This is a genomic window from Streptomyces sp. NPDC096193, assembly GCF_040302905.1.
Taxonomy (GTDB): Bacteria; Actinomycetota; Actinomycetes; order Streptomycetales; family Streptomycetaceae; genus Streptomyces.
In genome coordinates, this window is sequence record NZ_JBEOSJ010000023.1 from 28,743 (window position 1) to 47,164 (window position 18,422).

At 70.0% G+C, this 18,422-nt stretch carries 17 protein-coding genes and 4 tRNA genes; 9 read left to right on the forward strand and 12 right to left on the reverse strand.

Features of this window, described 5'->3' with window-relative positions; genetic code table 11:
* Positions 1-75 precede the first annotated feature (75 nt).
* The 4 genes from ABTX78_RS27545 to ABTX78_RS27560 all read right to left on the reverse strand — a co-directional run bounded on the left by ABTX78_RS27545 (position 76) and on the right by ABTX78_RS27560 (position 2,297).
* Entirely contained in the window at positions 76-651 is a 576-nt protein-coding gene (locus tag ABTX78_RS27545) for a hypothetical protein (RefSeq protein ID WP_352209497.1), read from the reverse strand.
* 196 nt (positions 652-847) lie between these two features.
* Entirely contained in the window at positions 848-1,210 is a 363-nt protein-coding gene (locus ABTX78_RS27550) for a fluoride efflux transporter FluC (protein ID WP_352209498.1), read from the reverse strand.
* Positions 1,207-1,656 (reverse strand): fluoride efflux transporter FluC, encoded by a 450-nt coding sequence (locus ABTX78_RS27555; RefSeq protein WP_352209499.1) that lies wholly within the window; start codon positions 1,654-1,656, stop codon positions 1,207-1,209. Before ABTX78_RS27555 ends, ABTX78_RS27550 begins: the two co-directional genes overlap by 4 nt.
* 290 nt (positions 1,657-1,946) lie before the next feature.
* Positions 1,947-2,297, reverse strand: a complete 351-nt coding sequence (locus ABTX78_RS27560; protein WP_313945477.1) for a metallopeptidase family protein — start codon at positions 2,295-2,297, stop codon at positions 1,947-1,949.
* Positions 2,298-2,431: 134 nt separating this feature from the next.
* Between ABTX78_RS27560 and ABTX78_RS27565 the strand changes: the two genes are divergently transcribed.
* From ABTX78_RS27565 to ABTX78_RS27580, 4 genes are all read left to right on the forward strand, one after another.
* Entirely contained in the window at positions 2,432-3,985 is a 1,554-nt protein-coding gene (locus tag ABTX78_RS27565; RefSeq protein ID WP_352209500.1) for a metallophosphoesterase family protein, read from the forward strand.
* Between the two features lie 80 nt (positions 3,986-4,065).
* Positions 4,066-4,138 (forward strand) — tRNA-Glu (locus ABTX78_RS27570).
* Between the two features lie 38 nt (positions 4,139-4,176).
* A tRNA-Asp gene (locus tag ABTX78_RS27575) sits at positions 4,177-4,251 on the forward strand.
* 24 nt (positions 4,252-4,275) lie between these two features.
* Positions 4,276-4,352: transfer RNA gene (locus ABTX78_RS27580), tRNA-Phe, on the forward strand.
* Between the two features lie 42 nt (positions 4,353-4,394).
* Here the strand turns inward: ABTX78_RS27580 and ABTX78_RS27585 are convergent.
* The 3 genes from ABTX78_RS27585 to ABTX78_RS27595 form a co-directional block, all read right to left on the reverse strand.
* Positions 4,395-5,219 carry a cytochrome c biogenesis CcdA family protein gene (locus tag ABTX78_RS27585; RefSeq protein WP_352209501.1) on the reverse strand — a complete coding sequence of 275 codons (825 nt, stop codon included), beginning with the start codon at positions 5,217-5,219 and terminating at the stop codon, positions 4,395-4,397.
* Positions 5,216-5,950, reverse strand: coding sequence for a DsbA family protein (locus ABTX78_RS27590; RefSeq protein ID WP_352209502.1), 735 nt, complete (start codon positions 5,948-5,950; stop codon positions 5,216-5,218). The genes ABTX78_RS27585 and ABTX78_RS27590 overlap by 4 nt, the downstream gene beginning before the upstream one ends.
* A gap of 86 nt (positions 5,951-6,036) precedes the next feature.
* Positions 6,037-6,399: a hypothetical protein gene (locus ABTX78_RS27595; protein ID WP_352209503.1), complete on the reverse strand. Its 363-nt coding sequence runs from the start codon at positions 6,397-6,399 to the stop codon at positions 6,037-6,039.
* Positions 6,400-6,509: 110 nt separating this feature from the next.
* Between ABTX78_RS27595 and hrpA the strand changes: the two genes are divergently transcribed.
* From hrpA to ABTX78_RS27610, 3 genes are all read left to right on the forward strand, one after another.
* Positions 6,510-10,439: an ATP-dependent RNA helicase HrpA gene (gene hrpA, locus ABTX78_RS27600; protein WP_352209504.1), complete on the forward strand. Its 3,930-nt coding sequence runs from the start codon at positions 6,510-6,512 to the stop codon at positions 10,437-10,439.
* A gap of 119 nt (positions 10,440-10,558) precedes the next feature.
* Positions 10,559-10,633, forward strand: a tRNA-Asp gene (locus ABTX78_RS27605).
* Positions 10,634-10,785: 152 nt separating this feature from the next.
* Positions 10,786-11,073: a DUF6274 family protein gene (locus ABTX78_RS27610; RefSeq protein WP_352209505.1), complete on the forward strand. Its 288-nt coding sequence runs from the start codon at positions 10,786-10,788 to the stop codon at positions 11,071-11,073.
* Positions 11,074-11,430: 357 nt separating this feature from the next.
* Here the strand turns inward: ABTX78_RS27610 and bldC are convergent, their stop codons facing one another.
* Positions 11,431-11,637 carry a developmental transcriptional regulator BldC gene (gene bldC, locus ABTX78_RS27615; RefSeq protein ID WP_003949541.1) on the reverse strand — a complete coding sequence of 69 codons (207 nt, stop codon included), beginning with the start codon at positions 11,635-11,637 and terminating at the stop codon, positions 11,431-11,433.
* 477 nt (positions 11,638-12,114) lie between these two features.
* Positions 12,115-12,954, reverse strand: a complete 840-nt coding sequence (locus ABTX78_RS27620) for a DUF8083 family protein (RefSeq protein ID WP_352209506.1) — start codon at positions 12,952-12,954, stop codon at positions 12,115-12,117.
* Between the two features lie 186 nt (positions 12,955-13,140).
* Between ABTX78_RS27620 and ABTX78_RS27625 the strand changes: the two genes are divergently transcribed.
* Both ABTX78_RS27625 and ABTX78_RS27630 read left to right on the forward strand, forming a co-directional pair.
* Entirely contained in the window at positions 13,141-14,238 is a 1,098-nt protein-coding gene (locus ABTX78_RS27625) for a Leu/Phe/Val dehydrogenase (protein WP_352209507.1), read from the forward strand.
* 278 nt (positions 14,239-14,516) lie between these two features.
* Complete coding sequence (locus ABTX78_RS27630) at positions 14,517-14,780, forward strand: DUF3073 domain-containing protein (protein WP_313945468.1); 264 nt, start codon at positions 14,517-14,519, stop codon at positions 14,778-14,780.
* A 54-nt stretch (positions 14,781-14,834) separates the two neighbouring features.
* On the opposite strand, the gene purM is transcribed toward ABTX78_RS27630, so the two are convergent.
* The 3 genes from purM to ABTX78_RS27645 form a co-directional block, all read right to left on the reverse strand.
* Positions 14,835-15,935, reverse strand: a complete 1,101-nt coding sequence (purM, locus tag ABTX78_RS27635) for a phosphoribosylformylglycinamidine cyclo-ligase (protein ID WP_352209508.1) — start codon at positions 15,933-15,935, stop codon at positions 14,835-14,837.
* A 33-nt stretch (positions 15,936-15,968) separates the two neighbouring features.
* A complete protein-coding gene (gene purF / locus ABTX78_RS27640) occupies positions 15,969-17,486 on the reverse strand; it encodes an amidophosphoribosyltransferase (RefSeq protein ID WP_352209509.1) in 1,518 nt (505 codons plus the stop codon).
* Between the two features lie 72 nt (positions 17,487-17,558).
* Entirely contained in the window at positions 17,559-18,374 is an 816-nt protein-coding gene (locus ABTX78_RS27645; RefSeq protein ID WP_352209573.1) for an META domain-containing protein, read from the reverse strand.
* Between the last annotated feature and the right edge of the window lie 48 nt (positions 18,375-18,422).

Here is an 18,422-nt window from a genome sequence, read left to right on the forward strand (position 1 = left end):
GGCAATGGGATCAAACGATCTACCACCATACGCACCCTCCCCCGCCCTAGGCAAACCGCCGGGGAGTGACCCCGGTTACACCGGCCCCATCTGCGGTGATGCGCTGGGTACTCCCATTGTGGGTACTCCCATTGTGCCCTGTCCGTCGGCCAGCCGCATGGCACCGGCGTGCACCTCGGGAGCGGACGACGCCGACGGCACATCGGTGGGCTCGCTCGGAGACTGGGTGGGAGGGTCGACCGGCGGCGGCTCGGACGGCTCGACCGGGGGCTGCGGCTGCGACGGCTGCGCGGAGGGGGACGATCCGCCCCCTGTCGGGTCGGGCCCTTTGGGCGGCCGGGGCTGCTGGCCGCCGCGCGGGGGCTGCGCCGAGGGCGCGGCCGTACCGCTGGCGCTGGGCGAGGCTCCCGGGCCGTCACCCTTGTCGCCGGCCTTGCCGGAACCGCTTCTTCCGCCGTCGGCGTGGCGGCCGCCGGACACCGCCTCGCCGCCGTCCGGTTCGGCCACCGCACCGGGGCGGTCGGCTGACTTGCCGGGCGCCGGTTTGCCGCCTTGATCGTCGCTCACGCTCATACAGCCGGCCGAGGCTGCGACGGCCAGCGAGGTGGCCAGGGCGACAGCCAGACGGCGGGGGGCGGACAACTGGCGCACGAGGGGCACCTCCGGGGGGCACAGGGCACGGTTTCCGTGCCCAACTCCCTGTGCCCCACAGGGGACACGCCCCGACGCCTGACAAGTACACGACCCGTCCCGGCGGTCGGGTGCCCTGCGGTGCGCCCCGGGTCGCCTCCCAGTGCCTCGACCGGCGATGTCCGGCGCGACAGGGCAAAGCCCGCCGGGAGCGGCACTAGTGCGTCCAGGAGCGCGCCAACTCCGCGCCCAGGAACACCGATCCGAGCCCCACCAGCACCGACGCGGTCACGTTAGCCATGGCGAGGAACCCCCGGCCGCGTTCGGCGAGCCGCAGCGTCTCGTAGGAGAAGGTCGAATACGTCGTGAGTGCCCCGCACAGGCCCGTCCCCAGCAAGGCGTACGTGCCCGAGGAGACCGACGCTCCCGCGACCGCGCCCAGCACCAGGCTGCCGGCGGCGTTGACGGTGAAAGTGCCCCAGGGGAACAGCGAGTCGCTACGGGCCTGCACCGCACGGTCCGTCAGATAGCGCAGCGGTGCGCCGACCGCCGCGCCGATGGCCACCAGCAGCCAGGTCACTTCGGCACCGCTCTGCTCGCGGCGGCCCTGGCCGCTGCCGCCCTGGTCGTCACCGCGGCGAGCCACACGGCGCCGAGGCAGCCGGCCACCGTGCCGCCGGCGTAGGCGAGCGCGAGCCCGGCCTCCGCGCGTTCCAGGAGACCCTTGAAGTCCAGGGCGTACGTCGAGAAGGTGGTGAACCCGCCGAGCACCCCGACGCCGACGAACGGCCGCACCAACGGATGCGCGCGCCGGCTGCCCTCGGCGACGAACACCATCAGGACGCCGATCAGGGCGGACCCCAGCACGTTGATCCAGAACGTGGCCCACGGGAAGGTGCCTTCGGCCGCGGGCCACTGCCGGTTCACCGCGTAGCGGGCGAGCGCCCCGGCCGCACCGCCCGCGGAGATCGCCAGCAGCACGGGGAGACGGCGGCCTCCCGTGGTCTCCGCGCGCTGCTCGGGCACGTGGAGGTCGACATCGGGGTCGATGGCTTCGGCGGACGCATCACATGCCTCGGGGGCATCACCGGCACCGGGCACCCCGCCGGCAGCACTCTCACCACGGTCCCTGCCCGCATCCGACGTCCCGCGTGCACCAGCCGCTCCCCGGACCCCCTCCGCACCCGACGCCCCGCCCGCAGCACTCGCACCATGCGCCCCGGAGGCCCCGGAGCCTCCGGACTCCCCAGGCCCCCCGGACCCGGACCCGGACGCGGACGCGGACCCGGACCCGGACCCGGACGGACGGTCCTCGCTCACCCGTACCCCAGCGCGTGCAGCCGTTCGTCGTCGATGCCGAAGTGGTGCGCGATCTCGTGCACCACGGTGATCTCGGTCTCCTCGACCACGTCCTGCCGGGTCTCGCTGATCCGCAGCGTGGGCCCCCGGTAGATCGTGATCCGGTCCGGCAGCACCCCCGCGTACCACTCGCCGCGGTCGGTGAGCGGCGTCCCCTCGTACAGCCCGAGCAGCTCGGGGTCGTCCGCAGGCGGCTCGTCCTCGACGAACACCGCGACGTTGTCCATCAGCCGCGTCAGCTCCGGCGGAATCCTGTCCAGGGCCTCGGCGACCAGTTCCTCGAACTCCTCGCGCGTCATCTCCAGCACGTGGCCATTGTCACGTACGCCGTCCGGCCGGTCGCCCCGGGCCGGCCACTGTGCCGGCCCGGGTGCCTCCGATCCCTCCCCGTACGCCCGGCCGGCCCGGCATGACGCCCCGCATCGCTGGGCATACGCGCCCAATGGCACGCAAGGTCCCGGAACCGGTCCGAGCCGCGACGACACGGCTGCAACGCCTCTATCGCTCCCGACACACCGAACCGACCAGCGCCCTCGTCCATACGCCGCACCCGTGGGCCCGCGCACTGGGACTGACCGTCGTCGTGCTGTTCGGCGCATGGCTCGGCCTGCTGATCGTCGGCAGCGTCCGGACCCCGGTCGGGCCGATGAACACGAGCATGACGCTGCGCCCGGACCTGACCGGTGGCACGAAGATCAACGTCTCGCCACTGGGCGCGCTCGAATTCGACTCCCATGTGGCACCCATCCGCCTGGACGTCGACGTCGACCAACTCGACCCGGCTCGTTCCCAGGCGCTGGTCGAACACCCCGAACGGCTCGCCGGCCTCCAGGACGAGGTCGCCCACGACGTGGCCGACGGCACCACGGAACTGGCCGTGCGGTCCTGCGTCGCCGTCGTCTCCGGCGCCGCCGCCCTCGGCCTCGCCGTCTACCGCCGCCCCCGCCGCGCCCTCGCCGCCGGCGGACTGGCCCTGGCGCTGCTGGCGGCCTCCGGTGTCTCCGCGTACGCCACCTGGAACCCGAAGTCCGTCCTGGAGCCGAAGTTCTCCGGCCTGCTCTCCAGCGCCCCCTCGCTGGTCGGCGACGCCCGCTCGATCGTCACCGAATTCGATGTCTACCAGCAGGAGTTGGCGCGTCTGGTCACCAATGTGACGAAGCTGTACGACGCGACGTCGACCCTGCCCACGTACCAGCCGGACCCGCTGAGCATGCGGGTGCTGCATGTCTCTGACATCCATCTCAACCCGGCGTCGTGGCACATCATCAGCTCGCTCGTGGAGCAGTACGGCATCGACGTGATCATCGACTCCGGCGACACGATGGACCACGGAACGGCGGCCGAGAACGGCTTCCTGGACCCCATCCGGGATCTCGGCGCCCCCTATGTGTGGGTTCGCGGAAACCACGACTCCGACGTCACGCAGGCGTACCTCTCCCGGATGAAGAACGTCCACGTCCTCGACAACGGCCGGGCCGTCACGGTCGCCGGGGTGCGGATCGCGGGCAGCGGAGACCCCCAGTTCACCCCGGACCGCTCGGTCGTCGCCCAGGGCGACCCGGCCGAACGCATGATGGGCATCCGCCTCGCCTCCGCCCTGCGCGACCAGGAACGCGCGGGCACCCCGGTGGACATCGCGGTCGCCCACAACCCGGTCGCGGCCCGCCAGACCGACGGCACGGTCCCGCTCGTCCTGGCCGGCCATGTCCACCGCCGCCAGACGGAGGTGATGCAGCTGGGTACCCGGCTGAAGATCGAGGGCTCGACGGGCGGCGGCGGCCTGCGGGCCGTGCAGAACGAGAAGCCGGAGAAGGTGCGCGCGTCGGTGCTCTATCTGGACCGCTCCACGAGGAAGCTCCAGGCGTGGGACGAGATCACGCTGGGGGGTCTGGGCCTGACGACGGCCGAGGTCAGCCGCCATCTCCCGGAGGACAATCAGCCGGGCGCGGTGCCGTCGCCGAGCGTCTCCTCGCCCTCCCCCTCGGCTACCCCCTAAACCGTTTTGGCGATACCTCCCCCCATCCCATATGCTTCTCACGTCCCCGACGCGCCGAGAGGCGCCCAGGCGGGCCTTTAGCCCTCATCGTCTAGTGGCCCAGGACGCCGCCCTTTCAAGGCGGTAGCACGGGTTCGAATCCCGTTGGGGGCACGCATCACCCTGTGCGAGACTTGTCTCGCACATTGCTTGGTCCTGTGGAGCAGTTTGGAGTGCTCGCCACCCTGTCAAGGTGGAGGCCGCGGGTTCAAATCCCGTCAGGACCGCTGTGGTCACGCGAGTGATCGCGTGGCTGGGTAGCTCAGTTGGTACGAGCGATCGCCTGAAAAGCGATAGGTCGCCGGTTCGACCCCGGCCCCAGCCACCAACCGAAGGCCCCGATCCCCGGATCGGGGCCTTCGTCGTTTCCCTACGCCTCCTCCCGCCGTCGCCACCCCCGTACCCCCAGCACCACCGCCGCGACCGCGACCACCGCGATCAGCAGGGCCCAGTCCGGGACCGCACGGCCCACGTCGCCCGCCCACTGTTCCGCGGCGAACGAGTCGTCGACCGACAGCAGGCCGGGCAGGGCCGTCGCGCCGTCGAAGACGAGGAACAAGGTGCCGAGGACGACGAAGAACAGGCCCGACGCCAGCGAGGTGGTGTGCAGGCGCAGGCGGCCGATGGTCAGTGCGCGGCCGCGGAGCCAGCGTCTGCCGCCCAGGTCGTACCGGTCCCACAGCAGGGCGAGCAGGAACAGCGGGACCGCCATGCCCGCGGCGTAGACCGCGAGGAGCAGTCCGCCGTAGGCGGGGCTGCCGCTGAGGGCCGACACCGTCAGCACGCTGCCGAGGATGGGGCCCGCGCAGAAGCCGGCAAGGCCGTAGACCAGGCCCAGTGCGTAGACCGGGAGGGCCGTCGTCGGGCGGATGCGGCCGGAGAGCGCGGCCATCCGGCGGGAGGCGAATCCGAGGCCGAGGATCTGGGCGAGGCCCAGCACGATGATCAGCCACCCGCCGGTGGTGACCAGGAGGTCGCGGTTGCCGTAGAAGAAGCGGCCCGCCAGAGAGCCGGCTGCGCCGAGCGGGACGAGGGTGGTCGCCAGGCCCGCGTAGAAGATCGCGGTACGGGCGAGCAGCCTGCCCGCCGAGTCGAGGGAGTACGCGAAGAACGCCGGGAGCAGCAGCGCGCTGCACGGACTCACCAGAGCGAGCAGGCCGCCGAGGAAGGCGGCCAGATAGCCGAGGTCGGTCATCGGGCGGCCTTCGCCGCCGCGTCGACCGCCTCGGTGAACGTCCGCTCCGACTGCGCGCCCGCGATCGGCCGGCCGTTGATGAGGAAGGACGGCGTCGAGGTGGCGCCGAGACCGTACGCCTCGTCCTGGTCCTTCTTGACCGCCTGCTGCGCGGCGGCGCTGTCCACGTCACGGCCGAAGCGGGCGAGGTCCTTCACCCCGGCCTCGCGCGCCAGCGCCTCCAGCCGGTCGCCGGTGAAGCCCTTCTCCTTGGCGCCCTCGGCGTACGCGGCGGCGTGGAAATGCCAGAACCGGCCCTGCTGTCCGGCCGCCCAGGCGGCGCGCGCGGCGGACTCGGACTCCGCGCCGAAGATCGGGAAGTTGCGCCACTCGATGCGCAGGATGCCCGCGTCGACGTACTTCTTCACCAGCGCCGGTTCGGTGTCGCGGGCGAACTTCCCGCAGTAGCCGCACTTGAAGTCGGCGTACTCGACCATCACGACGGGCGCGTCCGGGCGGCCCATGGCGAGCGGGTCACCGGCGTCGCGGCGGGCCAGTTTCGCCAGTTGGGGATAGGTGCCGGCGCCCGGCTCGGCGGACACCTCGGCGGCGGAGCCGGTCGAGGGCGCCTCCGGCCGGGTGGCGCTGTACGAGGCGAAGCCGAGCAGCAGCGCGGCGACGAGCACACCCGCGGCGACGGCGACGGTCGTGCCGGACGGCCGGGACGACCGGGCAGAGGGGGAGGAAGGCATGGTGGTTCGGTACTCCTGAACGAGAAGGAACAGCGAGAAGGAACAAGGACGCCGCGAACGGGCACGCGTGAGCGGCCCGTCGCCTTCTAGACGCGCAGGACGGACAGGTCCACCGGAGTGGGAGGTGCGGGTGGGGGCGGCGCCCGGTCGGGCGTGATGGCCGGGGCCACCGCGCTCAGGACCGGGCCGGTGAAGCAGGGCGCGGCGTGCGGCGCGGGCAGCAGTTCGTACGCCGCCGACCCGCGCGGCGGAGTCGCGGGGTGCGCCCCGCGGTCCCCGTCCGGCGCCCCCTTGCCGCAGCCGGGCGTCTTCCCCTGCGCCGTCACCACGATCACGTCGTCGGCGGGGCTCGCGTACGACTGCGAGCACAGCAGCAGCGCGAACAGCATGCCCAGCAACGCGGTCGCGGTCACCGCGGAGCGGTACCGGTGGTCGCGGCCGATCGGCATGAACGCGCGGCCCTTCGTGGGGAGGTGAACGGATCTGCTCCATACTGCACCAGCTTGTGGGCGAAATGCGTTCGCCAGTGCTTTCCCGGGGGTGCGATCCTGGGATCCGTATGTCTACTTCCTTCGCCGATCTTCAGACCCTCCTGGCCGGGGCATCGCTGCGCGACGCCCACCGGCTGGGCCGTCGTCTCGAAGGCGCCCGCCGCATCCATAAGCCCGAGGCGCGGCAGGCCGTGCTGGACGAGATCGCCGCCGAGGCCGAGCAGTCCGCTGCCCGCACCGCCCGGCGCGCCGAGCGCATGCCCGCGATCACGTATCCCGAGCAGCTGCCCGTCAGCCAGAAGCGCGACGAGATCCTGGAGGCGATACGGGACCACCAGGTCGTGATCGTCGCGGGCGAGACCGGCTCGGGAAAGACGACGCAGATCCCCAAGATCTGTATGGAGCTCGGCCGGGGCGTGCGCGGCATGATCGGCCATACGCAGCCGAGACGGATCGCCGCCCGGACGGTCGCGGAACGGGTCGCCGAGGAGCTGAACACCCCGCTCGGCGAGGCCGTCGGCTGGAAGGTCCGCTTCACGGACCAGGTCAGCGGCAACACCTTCGTCAAGCTGATGACGGACGGCATCCTCCTCGCGGAGATCCAGACGGACCGCGAGCTGCGCGCGTACGACACGATCATCATCGACGAGGCCCACGAGCGGTCCCTCAACATCGACTTCCTGCTCGGCTATCTCGCCCAGCTGCTGCCCAAGCGCCCCGACCTCAAGGTCGTCATCACCTCCGCGACCATCGACCCCGAGCGGTTCTCGCGCCACTTCGGGGATGCCCCGATCGTCGAGGTCAGCGGGCGTACGTATCCGGTCGAGGTGCGCTACCGGCCCCTTCTCGAGGAAGAGGGCGACGACAGCGACCGCGACCAGATCACCGCGATCACGGACGCCGTCGAGGAGCTCCAGGGCGAGGGCAAGGGCGACATCCTCGTCTTCCTCTCCGGTGAGCGGGAGATCCGCGACACCGCGGACGCGCTCAACAAGAAGCAGTACCGATTCACCGAGGTGCTCCCCCTGTACGCGCGGCTCTCGCACGCCGAGCAGCACCGCGTCTTCCAGCCGCACACCGGCCGCCGGATCGTGCTCGCCACGAACGTCGCCGAGACCTCGCTGACCGTCCCGGGCATCAAGTACGTGATCGACCCGGGCACCGCCCGTATCTCGCGCTACAGCCATCGCACCAAGGTCCAGCGGCTGCCGATCGAGGCGGTCAGCCAGGCCAGCGCCAACCAGCGCAAGGGCCGTTGCGGCCGTACCTCCGACGGCATCTGCATCCGGCTGTACTCCGAGGACGACTTCGCGTCCCGTCCCGAGTTCACCGACGCCGAGATCCTGCGCACCAACCTGGCCTCCGTCATCCTCCAGATGACCGCCGCCGGCCTCGGGGACATCGAGAAGTTCCCCTTCATCGATCCCCCGGACCACCGCAACATCCGCGACGGTGTGCAGCTCCTCCAGGAGCTGGGCGCGTTCGACCCGGCCCAGAAGGACCCGAAGAAGAAGCTGACCCAGCTGGGCCGCAAGCTCTCGCAGCTGCCCGTGGACCCGCGGCTGGCCCGGATGGTCGTGGAGGCCGAGAAGAACGGCTGCGTACGCGAGGTCATGGTGATCGCGGCCGCGCTCTCCATCCAGGACCCGCGCGAGCGCCCCGCCGAGAAGCAGACGCAGGCCGATCAGCAGCACGCGCGCTTCAAGGACGAGACCTCCGACTTCCTCGCCTTCCTCAATCTCTGGCGCTACGTCCGCGAGCAGCAGAAGGAGCGCGGCTCCTCCAGCTTCCGCCGGATGTGCAAGCAGGAGTATCTGAACTTCCTGCGCATCCGCGAATGGCAGGACATCTACGCCCAGCTGCGCCAGGTCACCAAGTCCATGGGCATCGAGGTGAACGAGGACGACGCGCCCGAGACCAGCGTCCACATCTCGCTGCTGGCCGGCCTGCTCTCGCACGTCGGCCTGAAGGACACCGACAACAAGAACGAGTACCTGGGCGCGCGCGGCGCCAAGTTCGCGGTCTTCCCCGGCTCGGCGCTGTTCAAGAAGCCGCCGCGGTTCGTGATGTCGGCCGAGCTGGTGGAGACGTCCCGGCTGTGGGCGCGGGTCAACGCCAAGGTCGAACCGGAGTGGATCGAACCGCTCGCGCAGCATCTGCTCAAGCGCACCTACAGCGAGCCGCACTGGGAGAAGGACCAGGCGGCCGTGATGGCGTTCGAGAAGGTCACGCTGTACGGCGTACCGATCGTCGCCCAGCGGAAGGTCAACTACGGGCGCATCGACCCGGAGACCTCTCGCGACCTGTTCATCCGCAACGCCCTGGTCGAGGGCGACTGGCGCACGCACCACAAGTTCTTCGCGGACAACCGCAAGCTGCTGACCGAGGTCGAGGAGCTGGAGCACCGGGCGCGCCGCCGCGACATCCTCGTGGACGACGAGACGCTGTTCGACTTCTACGACCAGCGCATCCCCGAACACGTCGTGTCCGGCGCGCACTTCGACTCGTGGTGGAAGCACAGGAAGCGCGAGGAGCCCGAACTCCTCGACTTCGAGCGCGAAATGCTCATCAACGAGAAGGCCGCCGGGGTCACGAAGGACGACTATCCGGACTCCTGGCGGCAGGGGCCGCTGAAGTTCCGCGTGACGTACCAGTTCGAGCCAGGCGCCGACGCGGACGGTGTGACCGTCCACATCCCCCTCCATGTGCTCAACCAGGTCACGGACGAGGGCTTCGACTGGCAGATCCCGGGCCTGCGCGAAGAGGTCGTCATCGAGCTGATCCGGTCCCTGCCGAAACCGGTTCGCCGCCACTACGTTCCCGCGCCGAACTACGCGAAGGCGTTCCTGGAGAGGGCCGTGCCCCTTCAGGAGCCGCTGCCGGTGACGCTGGCGCGTGAGCTGAAGCGGATGGTGGGGGTGCCGGTCGGTGCCGAGGACTTCGATCTCGCCCGGGTCCCGGACCACCTGAAGATCACTTTCCGGATCGTCGACGAGCGCCGCCGCAAGCTCGCCGAGGACAAGGACCTGGAGGCGCTGAAGCTCCAGCTGAAGCCGAAGGCCCGGCAGGCGCTGTCCAAGGCCGCAGCGGCCGCCACGGCGGGCCCCTCGGGCTCGGGCGAGTCCCTCGAGCGCACCGGGCTCACGGACTGGACGATCGGGACGCTGACGAAGGTCTTCGAGACCCGGCGCGCGGGCCAGCCGGTGAAGGCGTATCCCGCGCTCGTCGACGAGGGGGACAGCGTCGCCGTACGCCTCTTCGACACCGAGGCGGAGCAGCAGCAGGCGATGTGGCGGGGCACGCGGAAGCTGATCCTGCTCAACATCCCGGTCAACCCCGCCAAGTTCGCCTCGGACAAACTGAGCAACCAACAGAAGCTCGCTCTGTCGGGCAATCCGCACGGCTCGGTGCAGGCCCTGTTCGACGACTGTGCCACCGCCGCCGCGGACAGGCTGGTCGCGGACCACGGCGGACCGGCGTGGGACGAGGAGTCGTACCGGAAGCTCTACGACAAGGTGCGTGCGGACCTGGTGGACGCGACCGTACGGACGGTGGGCCAGGTGCAGCAGATCCTGGCCGCCTGGCAGGCGTGCGAACGCCGGCTGAAGGACACGAGGAGCCCGACCCTCGCCGCCAACGTCCAGGACGTACGCACCCAGCTGGCGGCCCTGATGCCGGCGGGCTTCGTGACCCTCACCGGTCTGCGCCGCCTCCCGGACCTGATGCGGTATCTGGTCGCCGTGGACCGCAGGCTCCAGCAGATGCCGACGTCGGTGCAGCGGGACACCACGCGCATGGAGAAGGTCCACGACATGCAGGACGAGTACGCGTGGCTGCTGGAGCAGCTGCCCCGGGGGCGGCCGGTGCCGCAGGAGGTCCTGGACATCCGCTGGATGATCGAGGAGCTGCGGGTGAGCTACTTCGCCCACGCCCTGGGCACCGCGTACCCGGTCTCCGACAAGCGGATCGTGAAGGCGATCGACGCGGCGGCGCCGTGACGAAACCGCTGGTCGGCGCCGTGACAACGCCGTCGCCCACCGTGAGTTCGACCGCCGGGCCCGGCCTGCTGTAGAGTCTCTTCTCGCAGCACAGCGCACGATTCGGAGCTGCAAAACCTGGTCCTGTGGAGCAGTTTGGAGTGCTCGCCACCCTGTCAAGGTGGAGGCCGCGGGTTCAAATCCCGTCAGGACCGCACAGACGACGAAGGCCCCGCACCATCACGGTGCGGGGCCTTCGTCGTTCTCGCCGTCTTGACGACGCCACCCGCCGCCGGTACCCACTGAACCAGGGCCTGCCGCTCTTTCGGGGCCAGGCGGGGGACGGCACACACCGGAGGTGACGCGTATGGCGGCGTCCACGGCGAGGCGGCACGAGACGAGGGCACTTCTGCGAGCCCATCTGGCGGCGGCTTCCGGCTATCGGCACCTCACCCGTACCTGCCCCATCTGTCATCGTCTCCTGAGGCTCGCCATGGAGCCGTCAGCGGACGACGAAGGCGCCACCCTCCGCCCTCCCGTGGCGTCCGGGGCCGCCGAGACATCCGAGGGGTCCGCCGCCCGACGGGCATCCGAGGCTTCCGATCGGCCCGCAACACCCGTCGGCGCGGAGGGCGCAGGCACCACCAAAGCGTGACGCCGGGCGGCTGTGGCCCGTTCCGGGGGCGTGTGGTGGGGAGTTGGCAAGAGTCGTGCAGTGTGACGGGAGTCACCGCATGGGTTTTCAGAACCCCCCTCCTTAACCCCTCCCTACAACCGACCAATTTAATATGTGCCATTGCACCGCCCTGGGAGGGCCTCCCGCACCCCTCCGGATGCGCCCTGTGCAGGGGCGATGCCGGCCCCCGAAGAAGCGCACAAAAAAGATCGCGCTGGACCCGGCGGAGTCCAGCGCGATCAACGACGAAGTCTGTTGGGGCAGAGCGCGTCATGTGGAGCTATGGGTGGGCTTACCGGGATGGGGGTCCCGAATACGCCCGTTTCAACGGGGCTTTCAGGCCTCGCTGCGCTGCTGCGGGATACCCGCAAGCAGTGCGCGGACCTCAGCCTCGCGGTACCGGCGATGTCCACCGAGGGTTCGGATGGACGTGAGCTTGCCTGCCTTCGCCCAGCGGGTGACCGTCTTCGGGTCCACGCGGAACATCGTGGCAACCTCTGCCGGGGTCAGCAGCGGCTCGGCATCAGGGGTGCGAGCGGTCATGAGCGGCCTCCTCGGGAGAACCGAACCTTCTCGGTTCTTTCCTCTAAATTCTGCACCTTGACCCGCGTTGCCCGAAATGGCGGACGCGGGCCGAGTCGGTTATAGGACGAACGGCTTGTCCTCGGCACTACAACTACACCATCTGTCCAGCCACGTCGGCCAAACCGACGGAATTGCCCTCTGAGGTGTTCATCAGTGGCGGAAGCCGATGGGACCATGCCATAACGGACAGTCACGCCACAGTGACGATCAGTCACAGAGCGATCAGGAGTCACCAGACCCCCCATAGAGCGCAATACCGAGAAATCCGCCTGAAGTTGGACGGAAGGAGCCCTCCCCGGACTCCTTGTCCTATTTTGACACGAGGGTAGGCGATAGACGCAAGGGCCCTGTTAGTGCAGTCCGTCACGCTTGAGACAAAGGCCCGGATCGGGACCTACGTCCTGGACGGAGGGGCTCAATGATCCCCAGAATCGATCAGTTTGCGAACTGAAGGTCCCTCACGGCCCGCCAGCGTTCCACGAGACGGGCGTACGCCGCGCTCGCGCCGTCGCCGTCACCGGCCCCCAGCGCCGCGATCCCCGCGGCCAGATCCGCCGCCGAGCGGTCCTCCTCGAGGTGCGCTGCGCCGAGCGCGTGCACCAGGCCGCCGTAGTCCAGCTCGACCAGGGAGCGCGGGTGGAACTCCTCCAGCCACTTGCCGACGTCCACCATCCCGTCGGTCAGCAGACCGCCGTCTGCCGACTCCCGCAGCGTCCGCAGCGACCGGGCCACCCGGCGCCGCGCCTCCACCATCGGCGTGCGGTACCGCAGCACGGCCGCCTCGGGCCCGGCCGGCTCGTAGACGCGCTCCTCGTCCGAGAACAGCGCGAACCAGCGCACCGGCACCTGCCACACCGCGGTCCTGATCCACGGCCGGGCGTCCGGGTTCCGCTCGCGCCACTGCTCGTAGTCGGCCGCTGCCTGTCCGCGCACGACCGGCGGAAGGGCCGCGTCCAGCAGTGCGGCCGGCAACTGCTCGGTCAGCTCCTCCAGCGCCAGCCAGCCGCGCAGCCGGGTCCGCCAGGGACAGACGCAGACCACACCGTCGACCTCCGTGACGAAGGCGTCGCCGCTCTCGTGGACGGGCACCGGGACGGGCGGGGTCGGCAGCAAGTCCGCCAGCGAGCGCCGCAGTTCGTCCTGCGCCGTGGGGGTGCTCTCCCGCTTGGCGTAACGGGTCCAATGAGCCCGTTCGTCGTCCGGGAAGGCCGCCAGCGGTTCGTAGACCCGCAGGTAGGCCGCGTAGGGAACGGGGACAGAGGACAGCGCCGGCATGTCGCGAATCCTTCCACGCCCGTACTCCGCCAGGGGGTGATCCTCGGCACTGCGTCGGATCTACCCTGACGTAGGACTTACCCTCATGCCCAAACGGACCTCCCCATCCCTTCCCCTGCCACAAGCGACGGGGAGACCCCAAGGGGGTCCTCCACATCCGCCGCTTCGTACTTGGGAGTCACCACAGTGACCGATCTGACCGGCGCGTCCGTCCCCGTAGATGTGCTGCACACCCTGTTCCGATCGGACCAGGGCGGCCACGAGCAAGTCGTGCTGTGCCAGGACCGCGCCTCCGGCCTGAAGGCCGTCATCGCCCTCCACTCGACCGCCCTGGGCCCCGGCCTGGGCGGCACCCGCTTCTACCCGTACGCCTCGGAGGCGGAGGCCGTCGCCGACGCGCTGAACCTCTCCCGCGGGATGTCGTACAAGAACGCCATGGCCGGTCTCGACCACGGCGGCGGCAAGGCGGTCATCATCGGTGATCCCGAGACCCTCAAGAGCGAGGAGCTCCTGCTGGCGTACGGGCGGTTCGTCGACTCCCTCGGTGGCCGTTACGTCACCGCGTGCGACGTCGGCACCTACGTCGCCGACATGGACGTCGTCGCCCGCGAGACCCGCTGGGCCACCGGCCGCTCCCCCGAGAACGGCGGCGCCGGGGACTCCTCCGTCCTCACCGCCTACGGCGTCTTCCAGGGCATGCGCGCCTCGGCCCAGCACCTGTGGGGCGAGCCCTCGCTGCGCGGCCGCCGGGTCGGCATCGCCGGCGTCGGCAAGGTCGGTCACCACCTCGTGGAGCATCTGATCGAGGACGGCGCCGAGGTCGTGATCACGGACGTCCGCGAGGAGTCCGTACGCCGCATCCGCGACAAGCACCCGCAGGTCACCGCGGTCGCGGACACCGACACGCTGATCCGCTCGGAGGGCCTGGACGTCTACGCGCCCTGCGCGCTCGGCGGCGCGCTGAACGACGGCTCCGTCCCCGCACTGACCGCCACGGTGGTCTGCGGCGCGGCCAACAACCAGCTCGCCCACCCGGGCGTCGAGAAGGACCTCGCGGACCGCGGCATCCTCTACGCGCCCGACTACGTGGTGAACGCCGGCGGAGTGATCCAGGTCGCCGACGAGCTCCACGGCTTCGACTTCGACCGCTGCAAGGCCAAGGCGTCGAAGATCTTCGACACCACGCTGGCAATATTCGCACGTGCGAAGGAGGACGGCATTCCGCCGGCCGCCGCAGCCGACCGGATCGCCGAGCAGCGCATGGCGGACGCCCGCCGGAGCTGACCGCACGGACGCCGGCCCGCCGCCTCGGGAGACAAGACTCACCCCGGTCGGCGGGTCGACCGTCGAGAAGAGGTTAAAATCGCAGTTGACCAGCGAGGACGGGGCTCCTCGCGGGTCCTGTGAAGTGGCACCTCATGCGGGCGGCGTACCGTATGGCCGCGGAAGCAGGTACCGTTGAAGCTCTACGGACCGGTCTCTCCACGGAGAGCCCGTTCCGACTCATGAACGCGTGTCAAGACTCTGGGGCCGTCGAGCCCCGTCACCGAGGGGGTCGAGCCATGGGGCGCGGCCGGGCCAAGGCCAAGCAGACAAAGGTCGCCCGCCAGCTGAAGTACAACAGCGGCGGGACTGACCTGTCGCGTCTGGCCAACGAGCTGGGCGCTTCAACTCCGAGTCCGATTTCGAGCCAGCCGCCGAACAGCGAGCCGTTCGAGGACGACGACGAGGAAGACGACCCGTACGCACGGTACGCGGACCTGTACAACGACGACGAGGACGAGGACGAAGAGTCCGGCCCGTCGTCACAGCGCCGCGGCGCTTGACGTCGTACCCACCGACCCGGTCCGGGGCCTGCCCCGGACCGGGTTCTGTGCTGTTCAGCTCGCGTAGTCGCCGGTGAGCTCCGCCCCGGTGGCCCGGTCGCCGCGCTCGGTGATCTCTCCGGTCACCCAGGCGTCCACACCGCGGTCCGCGAGGGTGGTCAGCGCCGCGTCCACCGACGCCTCGGGGACGACGGCGATCATGCCCACGCCCATGTTCAGCGTCTTCTCCAGCTCCAGCCGCTCGACCTGGCCGGCCCTGCCGACGAGGTCGAAGACGGGGCCGGGCGTCCAGGTCGACCGGTCGACGACCGCGTGCAGGTCGTCCGGCACGACGCGGGCCAGGTTGTTGGCGAGCCCGCCGCCGGTGACGTGGCTGAAGGCGTGCACCTCGGTGGTCCGGGTGAGCGCCAGGCAGTCCAGCGAGTAGATCTTCGTGGGCTCCAGCAGCTCCTCGCCGAGCGTGCGGCCGAACTCCTCGACCTGCTGGTCCAGCGACATGTTCGCCCGGTCGAAAAGGACATGACGGACGAGCGAGTACCCGTTCGAGTGAAGCCCCGACGACGCCATGGCGATCACCGCGTCACCCTTACGGATACGATCCGGGCCCAGCACCCGGTCGGCCTCCACCACTCCGGTGCCGGCGCCCGCGACGTCGAAGTCGTCCTCGCCCAGCAGACCGGGGTGCTCGGCCGTCTCTCCGCCGACCAGGGCACAGCCGGCCAGCACACAGCCTTCGGCGATGCCCTTGACGATGGCGGCGACCCGCTCGGGGTGGACCTTGCCGACGCAGATGTAGTCGGTCATGAACAGCGGCTCGGCGCCGCAGACGACGAGGTCGTCGACGACCATGCCCACGAGGTCGTGGCCGATCGTGTCGTACACGCCCATCTTCCGGGCGAGATCGACCTTGGTGCCGACGCCGTCCGTGGCGGAGGCCAGCAGTGGACGCTCGTAGCGCTTGAGGGCGGAGGCGTCGAAGAGGCCGGCGAATCCGCCGAGGCCGCCGAGGCCCGCCGTCTCGGGGCGCTGCGTCTTCTTCACCCACTCCTTCATCAGCTCGACGGCGCGGTCGCCGGCCTCGATGTCCACACCCGCGGCCGCGTAGCTGGCACCGGTGCCCGCGTGCGGGGCACGCTCGGAAGATTCAGCAGACATTGCTGGAGAACTTTCGTGTCGTTGAGCGGGGTCTCACGGGCGACGGAGCGCGTCGGCGGCGTCGGCGCCGCCCGCAAGCTCGGTCTCCAGAAGCTGCTTGCCGAGCAGTTCGGGGTCGGGGAGGTCCATCGGGTACTCGCCGTCGAAGCAGGCGCGGCAGAGGTTCGGCTTGTCGATGGTCGTGGCCTCGATCATGCCGTCGATGGAGATGTAGGAGAGCGAGTCGGCACCCATCGAGGTGGCGATCTCGTCGACCGTCATGCCGTTGGCGATGAGCTCCGCGCGAGTGGCGAAGTCGATGCCGAAGAAGCAGGGCCACTTCACCGGCGGGGAAGAGATCCGGATGTGGACCTCGGCGGCGCCGGCCTCGCGGAGCATCTTGACCAGGGCGCGCTGGGTGTTGCCGCGCACGATCGAGTCGTCGACGACGACCAGGCGCTTGCCCCGGATGACTTCCTTGAGGGGATTCAGCTTGAGGCGGATGCCCAACTGGCGAATGGTCTGTGAGGGCTGGATGAAGGTGCGGCCCACATAGGCGTTCTTCACCAGGCCGGAGCCGTAGGGAATGCCGCTGGCCTCGGCGTAGCCGATGGCCGCGGGGGTGCCGGATTCCGGCGTCGCTATCACCAGGTCCGCCTCGACGGGCGCTTCCTTGGCGAGCTTGCGGCCCATCTCCACCCGCGAGAGGTAGACGTTCCGGCCGGCGATGTCGGTGTCGGGGCGAGCCAGGTAGACGTACTCGAAGACACAGCCCTTGGGCTTCGCTTCCGCGAATCGCTGGGTGCGGAGACCGTTCTCGTCGATGGCGACGAGCTCGCCCGGCTCGATCTCGCGGACGTAGCTCGCGCCGCAGATGTCGAGGGCGGCGGACTCGCTGGCGACGACCCAGCCGCGGTCCAGCCGGCCGAGGACGAGCGGGCGGATGCCCTGCGGGTCCCGGGCGGCGTACAGAGTGCCCTCGTCCATGAAGACGAGCGAGAAGGCGCCCTTGACGTCGGGGAGGATCTTGGCGGCGGCTTCCTCGATGGTCAGCGGCTTGCCGTCGTCGTCGACCTGGCCCGCGAGGAGCGCGGTGACGAGGTCGGTGTCGTTGGTCGCCGCGACCTGCGTGGAGCGTCCGTCCTGCCGGGGCAGATCGGCGACGAGGCCGGCGAGCTCGGCGGTGTTGACCAGGTTGCCGTTGTGGCCGAGCGCGATGGAGCCGTGGGCCGTGGCCCGGAACGTCGGCTGCGCGTTCTCCCACACGGAGGCGCCGGTCGTCGAGTAGCGGGCGTGACCGACCGCGATGTGTCCCTGAAGAGATCCGAGGGACGTCTCGTCGAAGACCTGCGAAACGAGGCCCATGTCCTTGAAGACGAGGATCTGGGAGCCGTTGCTCACCGCGATTCCCGCGGATTCCTGCCCTCGATGCTGGAGGGCGTAGAGCCCGAAGTACGTGAGCTTTGCGACCTCTTCGCCCGGAGCCCAGACACCGAAGACGCCGCAAGCGTCCTGGGGGCCTTTCTCACCGGGGAGAAGATCATGATTGAGTCGACCGTCACCACGTGGCACGGCACCGAGTGTAGGCGAGATCGACCACTGGTCCGAATTGGGGACGACCTGGGCCTCTCGGTGACCGGCCGGTCACCCGGTGGCGGCGTTCGCGGAGACGCCCTTTCCATCGGGTCCGGTGAGGGTGAGACCGCGGTGCTGGAGGGTGAACGTCACCTTGCCGTCGAGCACCTTGCGCATGTGGTTCTCCACCGTGCCCGCGGTGCCGGCGCACATCTTCCGGGTGCTGGCCAGGCGGTCGAAGGTGATCGTCGAGCCGGAGACCTTCGCCGTGCCGCTGAAGGTGTTGCAGCCGAGGCTACCGCGTACGGAGCCGTCCTTGGCGAGGGTGAACCAGGCGTTCTTCTCGGTGCCGGCCGGCGGTGAGCTCGCGACATCGCCCGTGAGCAGCGAGTTCACCGTCCACTTGGTGCCCGCGAGGGGCGCGGCCGGCTCGGAGGTCAGGGTGATCGAGTCGCCCTTCGGGGTGGTCAGGGTGAGGTTCTTGTCGACGAGCTCGGCCTTGAGCTTTCCGGTGAAGGCGTCCTTCATCGCCTTCTCGAAGCCCTGGATGTCCTCGGCGCAGCCCATCTCGGTCATCTCGCTCCTGCCGACGGTGACCGTGTCGCCCTCGACCTTCACGGCGGCGCCGAACTGGTTGCAGCCGTAGTTGCCCTGGGCGCGGCCCTTGTCGGTGATCTCGACATGCGCGCCGCTCGGGGCGGCGGACTTCTTGCCGTCGACGGTGACGCTGTCGACGGTCCAGTGCACGCCGGTCAGGGGCAGGTCGGTCGTGACCGATCCGCCCCCGTCGCCGCCCGACCCGGAACCGGATCCCGATTCCGTGCCGCAGGCTGCGAGCGCGAGGAGGGCCAGGGCAGTGACAGGAATGCTCAGCTGGTTACGCATACCGATGTGACGGAGCACACCGCGCTCCGGTTCCCGTCCGCGCCCGGA